The organism is Actinomadura sp. CNU-125 (assembly GCF_001942465.1).
GTDB lineage: Bacteria > Actinomycetota > Actinomycetes > Streptosporangiales > Streptosporangiaceae > Spirillospora.
Genome location: NZ_MKJY01000477.1, coordinates 1 through 15,167, shown reverse-complemented (window position 1 = coordinate 15,167; position 15,167 = coordinate 1). Strand labels below are relative to the sequence as shown.

Genomic DNA, 15,167 nt, shown 5'->3' with positions numbered 1-15,167 from the left:
CTGGCCCGCACGCCCCGCTCCGAGTAACCCCGGGTCGGCCGCCCTCGGCCGGCCGACACCGGTCGGTCAGCCGAGGGCGGCCAGGGCGTCGATCTCCACCAGCATGGACGGGTGGGGGAGTTCGACCGCGACGGTGGTGCGGCAGGGGAGGACGCCGCTCGGGCAGTTCGCCTCGACGAACTCGCTGTACGCCTCGTTCATCGCGGGGAAGTCGTCGCGGGTCTTGAGGTAGACGCGGAACATGAGGACGTCCTCGACGGTCGCGCCGCCGGCTTCGAGGATGGCCTTGACGTTCTCCAGGACGCGCGTGGTCTGGGCCTTCACGTCGCCTTCGTGGACGAAGTCGCCGGTTTCGGGGTCCTGCGGGCCCTGTCCGGAGACCTGCAGCAGCGGGCCCTTGCGGACGCCCTGGGAGAACGCGTACGGGGAGGCCGGGGCGTCCTTCGTGGTGATCTCGGTTTTGTCGCTCATTTGGTGGTTCCTTCCGTGTGTCCGTAGTCGGTGGAGATGGCGCGGGCGGTGGCGAGGAGGCCGGGGAGCAGGCCGACGACGGCGTCGCGGTCGAGGACGACCTCGGGCACCGAGATCGAGACGGCCGCGACGACGCGGTCCGAGGCGTCGCGGACGGGCGCGGCGACGCAGCGGATGAACGTCTCGTGTTCGGCGTCGTCCATCGCGTGGCCCCGGTCGGCGACGCGGTCGAGTTCGGCGAGGAGTTCGTGGGGGCCGGGGATCGTGCGGTCGGTGAACCGGGTGTACTCGATGGATTCGGCGATGCGGCGGCGGCGGGCGTCCGGGAGGTCGGCGAGGAGGACCTTCGCGATCGCGGTGGCGTGCCGGGGCATCGGCAGCCCGACGCGGGAGTACATGCGGATCGCGTGCCGGGCGTCGTATTTGTCGAGGTAGACGACGTCGTCGCCGTCGAACACGCCGAGGTGGATCGTCTGGCCGGTGGTCTCGTTGAGCTTCGCGAGGTGGGGTGCGGCGACGTCGCGGATGCCGTGCCGTTCGAGGGACGCGCGGGCGAGCGCGAACATGCGCGAGCCGAGGTGGAACCGGTGGTCGCCGTCGCGGTGGACGAACCGTTCGGCTTCGAGCGTTCGCAGGAGCCGGAGCACGGTCGTTTTGTGGACGCCTGCCGAACCGGCGAGTTCGTCCAGGTTTCTTGGGCCCTCGCCTAGTTCGATCAGGATGCCGAGCGCGCGCGCGAGGCTCTGGCTCATGAGTCCTCCATGACGATGCCCGACGCGCGCACGGTGGTGCCCGCCCAGGCGTCCGGTGACGCGGAGAGGAGGGCGTCCACCATGTGCGGCGGGGGCGGCGGGCCGTGGTCGCCGGGGACGACGAGGGTGGCGGCCGCGGCGAGGTGGCCGAGCCGCAGGCGGCGTTGCGGGGTGTGGCCGCGCAGCGTTCCGGCCAGGTATCCGGCGGCGAAGGCGTCCCCCGCGCCGATCGGTTCGACGACGTCGACGCGCGGCGCGGGCTCGGTGACGGTCCCGTCGCGGGTGACGGCCGTCGCCCGGTGCGCCTCCTTGAGGACCAGCACGGACGGGCCGGGCAGCAGTGCGCGCAGCGCGTCCGGTTCGGCGGTGCCGAGGACGGCGGCGGCCTCGTCGGCGCCGAGCAGGACGATGTCGGCGGCGTCGAGGAGCGGCCGCAGGACGGACGGGTCGCGGCGCCGCCACAGCGCGGGCCGCCAGTTCAGATCGAAGCTGACCACCCGGTCGCGGGGGCGGGCGAGGAGGGCGCGGGTAAGGGCGAGGGCGGAGTCCGACAGGGCGGCGGTGATCCCGGACAGGTGGACGAGCGGGGCGGCGGCGAGCGTCGGGTCGTCGAGCAGTTCGGGGCCGATCGCCGAGCCCGCCGAGCCGTCCCGGTAGTAGTGCAGGACGCTGCCGGACGGCCCGGTCTCCTTGACGTACAGGCCGGTGGGGCGGTCGGGGTCGATCGTGGCGGCGCGGACGTCGACGCCGCCCGCCGCGAGTTCGCGCAGGACGCGGCGGCCGAACCCGTCGGCGCCGACCCGCCCGGCCCAGGCGGCGGGGACGCCGAGGGCGGCGAGCCCCCGCGCGACGTTGGACTCCGCGCCGCCGCACGAGTGGCGGAAGGACGGGACGTCCTCCAGCGGGCCGGGCCGTTCGGGCAGCAGCACCGCCATCGTCTCGCCCACGCAGACGACCGTCGGTTCCATCCGCCCTCTCCGCCGTTGACCGGTTCCGGGCCGCGATGTTACAACCGCAGAAGCGCATGATGCAACGTTCGTTGCATGTGGTGCAACATAGGAGGTCGTGGTGGAGAGCATCGACGGTGCGGCGGTGGACGCGCTCGCGGACGAGCGGCTCGACTGGCGCTTCAAGGCCGTACCCGCGGCCGCGGACGGCATGTCGGTCGCGGACGTCCGCGCCGATCCGCTGCCGCTCGACGCGTTCGGCACGCCGCTGCTGACCCTCGACGCCGCCGCCCTCGACCACAACATCGCCGCGATGGCGGCCTGGACGCGCGACGCGGGCGTGGACCTCGCCCCGCACGGCAAGACGACGATGGCCCCGGCGCTGTGGCGGCGGCAGCTCGACGCGGGCGCGTGGGGCATCACGCTCGCGAACCTCCCGCAGCTGCGGGTGGCGCGGGCGTTCGGCGTCCGGCGGCTGATCCTCGCGAACGCGCTCGTCGACCCGGCCGGGCTCGCGTGGCTGGGCGCGCAGCTCGACGCCGATCCGGGGTTCGAGTTCCTGTCGTGGGTCGACTCGGTCCGGACGGTCGAGCTGATGGACGACGCGCTCCGGGCCGCACGCACCGACCGTCCGGTGCACGTGTGCGTCGAGCTGGGCGGCCCGCACGGACGGACGGGCGTGCGCGACGACGCGGAAGCGCGGACGGTCGCGGCCGCCGTCCGCCGCGCGCCCACGCTCCGCCTCGCCGGGACCGGGGGCTACGAGGGGGCCTTCGCGCACGACGCGTCCGCCGAGAGCCGCGCCGCCGTGGACGCCTACCTGCGCCGCGTCGCCGACCTGCACCGCGCCCTCGACCACGAGACGGACGAACCGGTCGTGACGGCGGGCGGCAGCGCCTACTTCGACCAGGTCGTGGACGCGCTCGGCGACCTGCCCGGACGGACGGTCCTGCGGTCGGGCGCGTACGTGGTCCACGACGACGGCTTCTACCGGGGCATCTCGCCCTTCGTGCGCGGAACGTCCGGGGCGCGGCTGCGGTCGGCGATGCACGGCTGGACGCGCGTGGTGTCCCGCCCGGAGCCCGCGCTCGCCCTCGTCGACACGGGCAAGCGCGACGTCCCGTTCGACGACGGCCTGCCCGTGCCGCAGCTCGTCCGCGGCAAGGGCGCCGCGCCCGTGGACGGCGCCCGCATCACCGCCGTCAACGACCAGCACGGGTATCTGCGGGACGCGTCGGTCGAGGTCGGCGACGTCGTCCGGCTCGGCCTCTCGCACCCGTGCACCGCGCTCGACAAGTGGACGCTGATCCCCGTCGTGGACGACGCCGACGCCGACCGCCCGCGCGTCGTCGACTTCGTCCGGACCTGGTTCTGATGACGGTCGTCCGGGGCGCGACGGTCGTCGACGGGACGGGCGGGCCCGGACGCGTCGCCGACGTGCGGCTCGCGGACGGCCGCATCGCCGAGATCGCCGAGACGGGCGATCGGCCGACCGGCCCCGGCCGGACGATCGACGCCGCCGGGCTCGTCCTCGCGCCCGGCTTCATCGACATGCACGCCCACTCCGACCTGGCGCTGCTCACCGACCCGGACCACCTCGCCAAGACGAGCCAGGGCGTGACCCTCGAAGTGCTCGGGCAGGACGGCCTGTCGTACGCGCCCGCCGACGACACGACCCTCGCGTGGCTCCGCCGCGCCATCGCCGGATGGAACGGCGACCCGGACGGGTTCGACTGGTCGTGGCGGAGCGTCGGCGAGTACCTCGACCGGCTCGACGCGGGCATCGCCGTCAACGCGTGCTACCTCGTGCCGCAGGGCGCCGTCCGGATGCTGGCGATGGGCTGGGACGACCGCGCGCCGACGCCCGCCGAACTCGACCGGCAGCGCGAGCTGGTCGCGGACGGCATGCGCGACGGCGCCGTCGGGATGTCCAGCGGCCTCACCTACACGCCCGGCATGTACGCGGACGGCGACGAACTCGCCGAGCTGCTGCGCGTCGTGGCGTCCCTCGGCGGGTTCTACGCCCCGCACCACCGCTCGTACGGGGCGGGCGCCCTGGACGCGTACGCGGAGATGGTCGGGCTGTCGCGCCGCACCGGCTGCCCCCTGCACCTCGCCCACGCCACAATGAACTTCGGGGTGAACAAGGGCCGCGCGCCGGAGCTGCTGGCCCTGCTCGACGCCGCCGTCGCCGACGGCTGCGACATCAGCCTCGACACCTACCCGTACCTGCCCGGCTCCACGACGCTCGCCGCGCTGCTGCCGTCGTGGGCGTCGGCGGGCGGCCCCGACGCGCTCCGCGCCCGCCTCGCCGACCCGGGCGAACGCGCCCGGATCCGGCACGCGATGGAGGCCGAGGGGGCCGACGGCTGCCACGGCGTCCCGGCCGAGTGGGACACGATCGAGATCTCCGGCTCCCCGGACCCCGCGGTCGTCGGACGGACGATCGCCGGCCTCGCCGCCGATACCGGACGCGACGCGTTCGACGTCTACCGCGAGCGGCTCCTCGCCGACGACCTCGCGACGACGATCCTGCAGCACGTGGGGCACGAGGAGAACGTCCGGGCGATCATGCGGCATCCGTGCCACACGGGCGGGTCGGACGGGCTGCTCGCCCCCGCGAAGCCGCACCCGCGCGCGTGGGGCACGTTCCCCCGCTACCTCGGCCGCTACGTCCGCGAGCTGGGCGTCCTGTCGCTGGAGGAGTGCGTCGCGCACCTCACCGGACGTGCGGCGCGGCGGCTCCGGCTCGCCGAACGCGGGTTCGTCCGGCCCGGGTACCACGCCGACCTCGTGCTGTTCGACCCGGCGACGGTGCGCGACACCGCCACGTTCGACGACCCGCGACGGCCGCCCGACGGCGTCCCGTACGTGTTCGTCGGCGGCACGGCCGTCATCGACGACGGGACCCGCACCGGCGCGCTCCCCGGACGGTCGCTGCGCCGTGCCCCGGACGGCTCGACCCGCTGACCCCGCGTCCCGGCCCGGGGCCCTTGGCCGCCCGCGAATCCGGGCGTTTACCGGACACGCCCGGTCATGGTGGTGTTACCGTTGCGAACGCATCGGGGGCCGGACGTCCACGCCGCGCGCGGCGGGACGGCCGAGCGATCACGGCCCGGCGCAGCCGCGCGGTGACGATCCGCCCGGACAGGACGACTCGCGGGGGCCGAACTGCGCCGGTGGACGTGCGCCCGCGCGTCCTGACCCCGTCGCCGGGCCGGTCGAAATCCCCGACCGCGCTCCTACGGCAGCAGCCCCGCGCGCCGTGCCGCCGTCACCGCCTCCAGGCGGGTGTGGCTGTCGAGCTTGCGCATCGCCGACCGCAGGTAGCTCTTCACCGTCTCCGGCACCAGCCCGAGCCGCGCCGCCGCCTCCGCGTTCGTGCAGCCCATCGCCACGTACGACAGGACGTCCAGCTCGCGCGGCGTCAGCACCGGGCGCGGCGCGCCGCCGTCCGGCCCGTCGGGCAGGCCCGCCGCGGCCAGCCGCAGCGTCGCCTCCAGCAGCCGGTCGCGGGTCACCGGATCGTCGACCCGCTCGGCCAGCGCGCGCAGCTCCGCGTGCACCGCCCGGACCTCCTCCCACCGCGCCGCCGCCGACGACTCCTCCGGCCGCGCCCGGGTGAGCGCCTCGTCCGCCCGATCCCGGACGGCGAGGTCCTGCTCGATGTCGCGCGCCGCCTGCATCGCCGCGCCGACCACCCGGTCGGCCAGCCCCAGCGGCTCCCGCAGCGCCCCGTACAGGACGCCCCGGACGCGGCGCCGCACGACGATCGGCACCGCCACGATCGACAGCAGCCCCTCGCGTCCGACCGGACGGTCGTAGTCGTGGCTGATCGTCGCCGCGCGCGGGTAGTCGCTCACCCACGCCGGGCGGCCCAGCGCCATCGCCTTGCCGCCCAGCCCGTTGCCGTGCCGCACGACGAGCCCGTTCAGCGAGTCGGTGCGGCCGCCGACCAGCTCGGTGATGCGCAGCCGGTCGCGGCCGGTCAGTGCGCCGCCGAACACCATCGGCAGGCCCGTCGAGCGGTGCAGCGCCAGCACCGCCGCCCGCACCGCGCCCGCGTCGCCGCCCGGCCCGGGGGCCGGGGCCGCCGGGCGCCCTTCCGAAGACAGCGCGTCCATGTGACCAGCATGCACCGGAAGCGGCCGTCCCGTAACCCGATGCCCCGCCGCGTTCGTCCCGGACGGTCGTCCGGACGGGTCAGGCGTGCTTCGCGGTGGCGGCGTCCGCGAGGCCGAGGATGTCCACGGCCTCCTGCCGCATCTGGACCTTCCGGACCTTTCCGGTGACCGTCATGGGGAACTCGTCCACGATGTGCACGTACCGGGGGATCTTGTAGCGCGCGAGCTTGCCGTCGCAGAACGCCCGCAGCGCCTCGGCGGTCAGCGGCTCCGCACCGTCCCGCAGCCGCACCCACGCCATCAGCTCCTCCCCGTACCGCTCGTCGGGGACGCCGATGACCTGCGCGTCCACGATGTCGGGATGGGTGTAGAGGAACTCCTCGATCTCCCTCGGGTAGACGTTCTCGCCGCCCCGGATCACCATGTCCTTGATCCGGCCGGTGATGTTGACGTAGCCGTCGGCGTCCATCACCGCGAGGTCGCCGGTGTGCATCCAGCGCGCCGCGTCGATCACCTCGGCCGTCTTCTCCGGCTCCTCCCAGTAGCCGAGCATGACCGAGTAGCCGCGCGTGCACAGCTCGCCGGCCGTGCCGCGCGGGACCGTCACGCCGGTGGCCGGGTCGACGACCTTCACCTCCAGGTGCGGGTGGACGGCCCCGACCGTGGACACGCGGCGGTCCAGCGTGTCGTCCGCCCGCGTCTGCGTGGACACGGGCGACGTTTCCGTCATGCCGTAGCAGATCGTGACCTCGCCCATGCCGAGCCGGTCGATGACCTGCTTCATCACCTCCACCGGGCACGGCGACCCCGCCATGATCCCGGTGCGCAGGCTCGACAGGTCCGCCGAGCCCAGCGACGGCTCGTTCAGCACCGCGATGAACATCGTCGGCACCCCGTAGAGCGACGTGCAGCGCTCGGACGCCGCCGCCTGCAGCGTCGCGCGCGCGTCGAACCCCGGCGACGGGATCACGACGCACGCGCCGTGGCTCGTCGCCGCCAGGTTCCCCATCACCATGCCGAAGCAGTGGTAGAAGGGCACCGGCACGCAGATGCGGTCCTCCTCGTCGTAGCCGCACAGCTCGCCGACGAAGTAGCCGTTGTTCAGGATGTTGTGGTGCGAGAGCGTCGCGCCCTTCGGGAACCCGGTCGTCCCCGACGTGTACTGGATGTTGATCGGGTCGTCGGCGCTCAGCCCCGCCCCGATCTCCGCCAGCACCGCCGGGTCGCCCGCCCGACCGGCCGCGAGCAGCTCGTCCCACACCGGGGTGCCGATCAGCAGCACGTCCGTCAGCGCCGGGCAGCGCGGCCGCACCTGCTCGATCATCCCGGCGTAGTCGGACGTCTTGAACACCGGCGCCGCGACGAGCGTGCGGACGCCCGCCTGGTTCAGGACGAATTCGAGTTCGTGCACCCGGTACGACGGGTTGATGTTCACGAGGATCGCGCCGAGCTTCGCCGTCGCGTACTGCACGAGCATCCACTCGGCGCAGTTCGGCGCCCAGATCGCGACCCGGTCGCCCTTGCCGACCCCGCGCCCGTGCAGGCCGAGCGCGACCGCGTCGACGTCGGCGGCGAACCGCGCGTACGTCCAGCGGCGGTCCGTCGCGTACTCCACCACCGCGTCCCGGTCGGGGTGCAGCTCGACCGTCCGGTCCAGGTTCGCGCCGATCGTGTCGCCGAGCAGCGGCGCCTTCGACACACCGGAGGCGTACGAGAGCGTCATCGCAGGTCCTCCTCACGGAACTCGCCTTCGGGCCGGTCGCCGGCCCCCGGATGCTTGCCGATCTCGCTCGTCCGCAGTTCCACCCGACGGATCTTGCCGGAGATCGTCTTCGGAAGCTCACCGAATTCCAGCAGCCGGACCCGCTTGTACGGGGACAGCTGCGCCCGGCTGTGCGCGAAGATCGCCTTCGCGGTCGCCGCGTCCGGCTCCCACCCGGCGGCCAGCGTCACGTACGCCTTCGGCACCGCGAGCCGCACCGGGTCGGGCGACGGCACCACGGCCGCCTCCGCCACCGCCTCGTGCTCGATCAGCACGCTCTCCAGCTCGAACGGGGAGATCTTGTAGTCGGACGCCTTGAACACGTCGTCCGCCCGCCCGACATAGGTGATGTACCCGTCTTCGTCGCGGGAGCCGATGTCGCCCGTGTGGTAGAAGCCGTCCGCCATCGCCTCGGCCGTCCGGGCCTCGTCGCCGTGGTACCCGACCATCAGCCCGAGCGGCCGGTCCTCCAGCTCCAGGCAGATCTCGCCCTCGTCGCCCGGCTTGCCCGTCACCGGATCGATCAGCGCGACCCGGTAGCCCGGCACCGGCCGTCCCATCGACCCCGGCTTCACCGGCTGGCCCGGCGTGTTCGCGATCTGCACGGTCGTCTCGGTCTGTCCGAAGCCGTCCCGGATCGTGCGGCCCCAGGCGTCCTTCACCCGCTGGATCACCTCGGGGTTCAGCGGCTCGCCCGCCGCCACCACCTCGCGTGGCGGCGTGCTCAGCCGGCCGAGGTCGGCCTGGATCAGCATCCGCCACACCGTCGGCGGCGCGCAGAAACTCGTCACGCCGCACCGCTCGATCGTGTCGAGCAGCCGGTCCGCGTCGAACCGCGTGTAGTTGAAGATGAACACGCACGCCTCGGCGTCCCACGGGGCGAAGACGTTGCTCCACGCGTGCTTCGCCCACCCGGGCGACGAGATGTTGAGGTGGACGTCGCCCGGCCGGAGCCCGATCCAGTACATCGTCGACAGGTGCCCCGCCGGATACGACGCGTGCGTGTGCTCGACGAGCTTCGGCTGCGCGGTCGTCCCCGACGTGAAGTACAGCAGCAGCGTGTCGCTCGACATCGTCTGCCCGTACGGGACGAACTCCTCGGACAGGCCGTACGCGTCGGCGTACCCGACCCACCCCGCGACGGGCCCGCCCACCGCGATCCGCGTGAAGTCGCCCTTCAGGCCGTCGAACTTCCCGGCGTGCTCGGCGCCCGTCACCACGTGCCCGGCCGCGCCCCGGGTCAGCCGATCCTGGAGGTCGGCGGGCCCGAGCAGCGGCGTGCACGGGATCAGCACCGCGCCGAGCTTCATCGCCGCGAGCACCGTCTCCCACAGCTCGACCTGGTTGCCGAGCATCAGGACGACCCGGTCGCCGCGCCGCACCCCGTGCCCGCGCAGCAGGTTCGCGACCTGGTTCGACCGCCGGGACAGCTCCGCGAAGGAGAACTTCGCCTCCGTCCCGTCCTCCTCGACGATCCACAGCGCGGGCGCGTCGTTGTCCTCCGCGATCCGGTCGAACCAGTCGATCGCCCAGTTGAAGCCGGTCAGCACCGGCCAGCGGAACCGCTCGTACGCCACCGCGTAGTCGTCGCGGTTCGCGAGCAGGAAGTCGCGCGCCCCGCGGAACTCGACTGCCGGCATTGCACTCTCCTCGTGGCCGGACGGACACCTCCGGAGCATCGTTGGCCAACCAGCGTGACCCACGCCACCCCCGAACGGGGGTACTCATACCCCGGACGGCGGGCCGTTGATCACCGCCCGCGGGAGTGCGCGGCCCGGTGGGCGGCCATGCGGACGGGCGCGTTGACGGTGCCGTACCCGGTGTAGCCGGACGTCCGCTGCACGAACTCGAAGAACACCCGCGACCCGAGGATCTCCGTGCACAGGTGGAAGTACTCGGCGTCGCCGTCCCGGTCGTACATGACGTCGTTCTCGCGGAGGGCGCGGAGCAGGTCCGGGGCGAGCGGCAGCCGGGCGTCCAGGTCGTCGTAGTAGTTGCCCGGGACGGCCAGGAGCGGGGCGCCGCGCTCGCGCAGCGCCCGCGCGGTGCGGAAGATGTCGTCGGTGGCGAACGCGACGTGCTGCGGATCGGGGACGGCCGGGGCCCAGGCGCCGCGGCGCAGCAGCGTCCCGTCGAGGAGCAGGCGCAGCCGGCGGTCCGGGTCGGTGACCGCCCGGCTGCGGACGAGCCCGAACGGCGCGGCGAGCTCGGCGTCGTGCTCGGGCGCGAGGCCGAACAGCGACCGGTAGAACAGGGTCGCCTCGTCGAACGCGTCGAACGGCTGCGACAGCGCGAGGTGGTCGATCGCGGTGACGCCGGTGCGGGTCTCCCCGGGCGATCCGGAGAGGATGAAGTCGCCGCGCCAGCCGTCCGGCGCGCCCGTTCGGCAGAAGAAGACGGCGGTGCCGTCCGGGGCGGCCACCGAGGTCAGGTCGGCCTCGGCGGCGCTGCGGCTGCGCGGCAGGACGGGGGCGAGCAGCGCGGTGGCGCGCTCGCCGCGCGTCCGGGGTCGGCGGTCTCGACGGCGAACGCGCCGATGGCCGCGCCCGCGGCCGCCGCCGGGGCCGCGGCGTTGAGCAGGACGCGGGCGTCGCCCTGCCGCCACAGCTGCACCGGCTTGGACCGATGCTGCCCGACGTGCGCGAACCCCGTCGCGGCGAGCGTCCGGGCCACTCGGCCTCGGCCTCGGCGTCGACCGCCAGCTCCACGAACGCGAACCCCTCCGGCGCGGGCGCGGCCGGGAGCGGCGCGGGACGGTCGCCGTCGGCTGCTTCGGCGTGGACGAGCGACTCCTCCAGCACGATCAGCGAGCGCATCGCGTCGACGGCCGCGCGGCCGGGCGGCGCCTGCCGGAAGACGTCGTTGAAGACCTCCAGCGACAGCGGCCCCTGGTAGCCCGCCGCGAGCACCCGCGAGGTGAAGCCGGTGAGGTCGAAGGACCCCTGCCCGGGGAAGAGCCGGTGGTGGCGGCTCCACTGCAGGACGTCCATGCGCATGTGCGGCGCGTCGGCGAGCTGGAGGAAGAAGAGCTTCTCGGCGGGGAACCCCGCGATGCCCGCGATGTCGCCGCCCACCGACAGGACGTGGAAGCTGTCGAGGCACAGTCCGAGCGCGGGATGGTCGCCGCGCAGGACGAGGTCCGCCGAACGCTCCCACGTCCGGACGTGCTTCCCCCAGGCCAGGGCCTCGTAGGCGACGCGGACCCCGTGCTCGGCGGCGACGTCGGCGAGGGCGTGCAGCTGCCGCGCGGCCAGCGCGTCGTCGTCGACGGCCTCGGCCGCGACCGACGAGCACACCAGGACGGTGCGGGCGCCGAGCCGCCGCGCCAGGTCGAACTTGCGCCCGGCGCGGCGCAGGTTCCGCCGGTGCAGGTCCGCCGGGACGGCCTCGAAGTCGCGGAACGGCTGGTAGAGCTCGACGGTCAGCCCCAGATCGGCGCACCGTTCCGCGACCCGCTCGGGTTCCAGCGGGCAGCCGAGCAGGTCGTTCTCGAAGATCTCGACGCCGTCGAACCCGGCCGCCGCGGCCGCGTCCAGTTTGTCCTCCAGCGTGCCGGACAGGCACACCGTCGCGATCGATCGTCGCAAGGCCGGTCCTCCTTCCGTTCCCGGGGCCGCCCGGTTCACGATCCGCCCGGCCGGGCGCGGGCCGCGAGCCATCGCAGTGCGAGGACGTACCCGTCGATGCCGCAGCCGGCGATCACCGCGGCGGCGACCGGCGAGATGTACGAGTGGCGCCGGAACTCCTCGCGGGCGTGCACGTTCGTCAGGTGCACCTCGACGAGCGGCGCCGTCAGCATCGCGCAGGCGTCGCGCAGCGCGACGGACGTGTGCGTCCACGCCGCCGGGTTGAGCACCACGGCCGCGCCGTCGTCGGCGGCCTCGTGGATCCAGCCGAGCATCTCGTGCTCGGCGTCGGTCTGCCGGATCGTCGCCTCCACGCCCAGCTCGTCGGCCGCCGCCCGGCAGGTCTCGACGAGCTGGGCGTAGGTGGCGGTGCCGTACTTCTCCGGTTCCCTTACCCCGAGCCTGCCGAGGTTGGGTCCGTTCAGCACGCGAACCTGCACGAGTCGGTCCTTCCGTGGTTCAGCGGGTGCCGGACGGCCGGACCTGCGTCCGGCCGTCCGGCCGTTCGGGCGTTCGGCGGTCGGGGGCGGTCAGGACTTGCCGGGGGCGGACGAGCGGATCGCCTTGTACAGCTCGGCCTGCTCGCCCTTGAGGTGCTCGCCGAAGTACTTCCCGGCCTTCTCGGCGAACGCGGTGCGGTCGACGTCCTCGACGATCGTGGGCTTGCCCTTGCTCCGCCACTCGGCGAGGACCTTCGTCTCCGCCTCCTCGATGCACTTGCGGTTCTCGGCGCGGGTGTCCGAGACCGCCTTCCGCAGCGCCTGCTGCTGCTCGGGCGAGAGCTCCTTCCAGCGGTCGCCGTTGATGACGATGAGCTGGGAGCCGGTCTGGTGGCCGGTGAGGCTGACGTGGCTCTGGACCTCTTCGAGGCTCTTCGCCGCGATCGTCGGGATCGGGTTCTCCTGCCCGTCGATGATCCCGCGCTGCAGGCTGAGGTACAGCTCCTCGAACGCGACCGCGGTGGCCTCCGCGCCGATCGCCTTGGCGTTCTCCAGGTAGATCTCGGAGTCGGGGAACCGCATCCGCAGGCCCTTGAAGTCGGCGGGCTCGCGGATCGGGGAGTTGGCGCTGAAGTGCCGCATGCCGAAGAACCAGACGCCCAGGACCTGGGCGCCGGTCGCCGTGGCGAAGTCCTTCTTCAGCTCGGTGCCGCGCGTGCCGTCGAAGAAGCCGAACAGGTGGTCCGGGCCGTCGAACGCGTAGGCCATGTCGAGGACGCCGATGGGCGCGTAGCTCGCGGCGAGCGCGGACGAGCCCTGCACGTCCATGTCGAGGTCGCCGGTCTTGACGGACGTGAAGCGCGCGGCGTCGTCGCCGAGCTGGCTGTTGGCGAAGGTCTCGATCTCCATGCCGAGGTCCTGGCCGTTGATCTTGTCGGCTACCGCCTCGATCCCGCAGCGGGTGTGCGGATGGTCGGCGGCGTGGCTGTTGGCGAAGGACAGCTTGACGGTCCCGCCGTCGTCTCCGCTGTTCATCGCACTGCAACCGGCCGTCAGGACGGCCGCGGCGGCCAGCGCCGTCAGCGCCTTGCCGGGGGCCTTTCCGGGGGTCTTGCGCATGTGCCTTGCTCCTCAACGGGGGTGGGGGTGGGGCGGGGTCGGGGGTCGGGGCGCGCTACAAGCCGAACAGCGCGGGCAGGAAGGTGACCGTCGCGGGGACGAACGTGATCAGCATCAGGACGGCCAGCAGCGGGATCAGGAACGGCAGGGTGCCGCGGAAGACCTCGTGGACCGGCACTCCCGAGACCGGGCTCATGACGTAGAGCACCGCGCCGATCGGCGGCGTGAGCAGCCCGATCATCAGGTTCAGGATGAGGATCACGCCGAAGTGCATCGGGTCGACGCCGAACTCGGTGGCGATCGGGAGCAGGATCGGCACCGTGATCACCAGGACGGAGAGCCCCTCCAGGATGGCGCCGAGCACGATCATCAGGAGGTTGACCAGGAGCAGGAACACGATGGTGTTGTCGGTGAAGCCCAGCATGGCGTCGGCGACCGCCTGCGGCACCCGCTCCCGGGCGAGGATCCAGCCGAGCAGCCCGGACGCGCCGATGATCAGGGTGATGGACGCCGTGGTCTCGGCGGTCTCCCGGGCGATGCCGAACAGGTCCCGCCAGCCGATGCTGCGGTAGACGGCGCCGAGCACGAGCACGTAGGCGGCGGCCGCCGCCGCGGCCTCGGTCGGCGTGAACACGCCGCCGAGGATGCCGCCGAGGATGATCACCGGGGCGCCCAGCGGGCCGAGGACGCGCACCCCGCTGGCCCGGAGCCGCTGCCACGAGAACGCCTCGCCGCGCAGGTCGTCCCGCTTGCGCATCACGACGTACACCATGATCGCCATGCCCGCCGCCATGAGGAACGCGGGACCGATCGACGCCGCGAACAGCGCGCCCGTCGAGACCCCGGCGATGCCCGCGTAGACGACCGCGGGGATGCTCGGCGGCATGATCGGCCCGAGCAGCGCGGACGACGCGCTGAGGCCGACGGCGAACCGCGGCGGGTACCCCTTGCGGATCATGTGCGGGATCTCGACCTTGCCGAGACCGGCGGCGTCGGCGAGGGCCGACCCGCTCATCCAGGAGAACCCCAGGCTCACCCCGACGTTGACGTAGCCGAGGCTGCCCCGGACGCGGCCGGCGGCGGCGAGCGCGAACTCGAACAGCCGGTCGCCGATGCCCGCGCGGTTCGCGACGACGCCGACGAGGATGAAGAGCGGGACGGCCAGCAGCGGGAAGCTGTTGAGCGCCTCGGTGGTCTGCCGGACGCTCAGTCCCGCCGAGTAGCCCTCCAGGGAGACGTAGGTCAGGCAGGGGCCGAGCAGCGCGAACGCCACGGGAACGCGCAGCAGCAGGAGCGCGGCGATGGCGACGGCGAGCAGCACCATGTCCATGTCGGCTACCCCTCCTCTCGGTTGTCGGGACCGGCCGGCTCGGGCGTCCCGCCCGTTTCGTCCGGCTCGTCCGTCCCGTCCGTCTCGGGTTCCGGGCGGAAGACGGCGACGGTCGAACGGACGGCCGTGAGGGCCAGCCCGATGAGCGGGATCACGTAGAAGAGGCGCATCGGCATGCCGAGCGCGGGCGAGGACTGCGCGTCGTCGGTCGTCACCAGGACCCACGCCTCGTAGAGCAGGTTGAGGCACACGATCGTGACGGTGACGTTGGCGGCGATGCCGATGACGCGCAGCAGCCGGGGCCCGGCCACGATGTCGACCACCTTCAGGGCGACGTGGCCGTCGCGCGCCATCAGGTAGCCCGCCATGGCGAAGGTGAGCCAGACGAACGAGAACCGCGCGAGCTCGCCCGTCCAGACCCAGCCGCCGCCGGGCAGGTAGCGCTGCGCGGCCTGGAGCAGCATCAGCGCGCCGATCAGCGTGAGCAGGAGAGCGGCGAGGACCGCCTCGGCGAGCGACAGCGCCCGCAGGACGCGGCCCGGCCGCCGTCCGGGAGGCCGTCCGGGAGGCGGTTCGGGGGGTTCGGGCGGCGCGGG

Annotated in this window: 14 protein-coding genes and 1 pseudogene; 2 read left to right on the top strand and 13 right to left on the bottom strand. The window is 73.4% G+C overall.

Translation table 11 applies throughout. From position 1 onward, the window contains the following. Window positions 1-66: 66 nt before the first annotated feature. Genes BJF79_RS38110 through BJF79_RS38100 form a run of 3 tightly spaced genes read right to left on the bottom strand, consistent with a single transcriptional unit; the run spans window position 67 to window position 2,191 of the window. Entirely contained in the window at window positions 67-471 is a 405-nt protein-coding gene (locus BJF79_RS38110) for a RidA family protein (RefSeq protein WP_075904667.1), read from the bottom strand. Further along, a complete protein-coding gene (locus tag BJF79_RS38105; protein WP_075904665.1) occupies window positions 468-1,223 on the bottom strand; it encodes an IclR family transcriptional regulator in 756 nt (251 codons plus the stop codon). Before BJF79_RS38105 ends, BJF79_RS38110 begins: the two co-directional genes overlap by 4 nt. Further along, window positions 1,220-2,191: a sugar kinase gene (locus BJF79_RS38100; protein WP_143220760.1), complete on the bottom strand. Its 972-nt coding sequence runs from the start codon at window positions 2,189-2,191 to the stop codon at window positions 1,220-1,222. Before BJF79_RS38100 ends, BJF79_RS38105 begins: the two co-directional genes overlap by 4 nt. A gap of 100 nt (window positions 2,192-2,291) precedes the next feature. On the opposite strand from BJF79_RS38100, the gene BJF79_RS38095 reads away from it, so the two are divergent. Together BJF79_RS38095 and BJF79_RS38090 are read left to right on the top strand one after the other, a co-directional pair. Further along, window positions 2,292-3,545: an amino acid deaminase gene (locus tag BJF79_RS38095; RefSeq protein ID WP_262403172.1), complete on the top strand. Its 1,254-nt coding sequence runs from the start codon at window positions 2,292-2,294 to the stop codon at window positions 3,543-3,545. Then, the gene (locus tag BJF79_RS38090; protein WP_075904661.1) at window positions 3,545-5,140 is read left to right on the top strand and encodes an N-acyl-D-amino-acid deacylase family protein; all 1,596 of its coding nucleotides are present in this window, start codon (window positions 3,545-3,547) and stop codon (window positions 5,138-5,140) included. The genes BJF79_RS38095 and BJF79_RS38090 overlap by 1 nt, the downstream gene beginning before the upstream one ends. Window positions 5,141-5,412: 272 nt before the next feature. On the opposite strand, the gene BJF79_RS38085 is transcribed toward BJF79_RS38090, so the two are convergent. From BJF79_RS38085 to BJF79_RS38050, 10 genes and pseudogenes are all read right to left on the bottom strand, one after another. Then, the gene (locus BJF79_RS38085; protein ID WP_075904660.1) at window positions 5,413-6,294 is read right to left on the bottom strand and encodes a response regulator transcription factor; all 882 of its coding nucleotides are present in this window, start codon (window positions 6,292-6,294) and stop codon (window positions 5,413-5,415) included. A gap of 79 nt (window positions 6,295-6,373) precedes the next feature. Continuing rightward, a complete protein-coding gene (locus tag BJF79_RS38080; protein ID WP_075904658.1) occupies window positions 6,374-8,017 on the bottom strand; it encodes an AMP-binding protein in 1,644 nt (547 codons plus the stop codon). Beyond that, complete coding sequence (locus BJF79_RS38075) at window positions 8,014-9,696, bottom strand: AMP-binding protein (RefSeq protein WP_075904656.1); 1,683 nt, start codon at window positions 9,694-9,696, stop codon at window positions 8,014-8,016. Before BJF79_RS38075 ends, BJF79_RS38080 begins: the two co-directional genes overlap by 4 nt. Before the next feature lie 110 nt (window positions 9,697-9,806). Then, window positions 9,807-10,478, bottom strand: coding sequence for a VOC family protein (locus BJF79_RS63600; protein WP_262403171.1), 672 nt, complete (start codon window positions 10,476-10,478; stop codon window positions 9,807-9,809). Between the two features lie 5 nt (window positions 10,479-10,483). Beyond that, a complete protein-coding gene (locus BJF79_RS63595; RefSeq protein ID WP_262403170.1) occupies window positions 10,484-10,729 on the bottom strand; it encodes a hypothetical protein in 246 nt (81 codons plus the stop codon). 191 nt (window positions 10,730-10,920) lie between these two features. Beyond that, window positions 10,921-11,715 (bottom strand): annotated as a pseudogene (locus BJF79_RS63590) (sugar phosphate isomerase/epimerase family protein); the annotation flags it as partial. Next, the gene (aroQ, locus tag BJF79_RS38065; protein WP_075904654.1) at window positions 11,679-12,122 is read right to left on the bottom strand and encodes a type II 3-dehydroquinate dehydratase; all 444 of its coding nucleotides are present in this window, start codon (window positions 12,120-12,122) and stop codon (window positions 11,679-11,681) included. The pseudogene BJF79_RS63590 and the gene aroQ, both read right to left, overlap by 37 nt. Window positions 12,123-12,212: 90 nt before the next feature. After that, complete coding sequence (locus BJF79_RS38060; protein ID WP_075904653.1) at window positions 12,213-13,241, bottom strand: DctP family TRAP transporter solute-binding subunit; 1,029 nt, start codon at window positions 13,239-13,241, stop codon at window positions 12,213-12,215. Between the two features lie 55 nt (window positions 13,242-13,296). Beyond that, window positions 13,297-14,571, bottom strand: coding sequence for a TRAP transporter large permease (locus tag BJF79_RS38055; protein ID WP_075904649.1), 1,275 nt, complete (start codon window positions 14,569-14,571; stop codon window positions 13,297-13,299). A gap of 5 nt (window positions 14,572-14,576) precedes the next feature. After that, the coding region (locus BJF79_RS38050) for a TRAP transporter small permease (protein WP_075904645.1) at window positions 14,577-15,167 on the bottom strand (591 nt) is incomplete at its 5' end.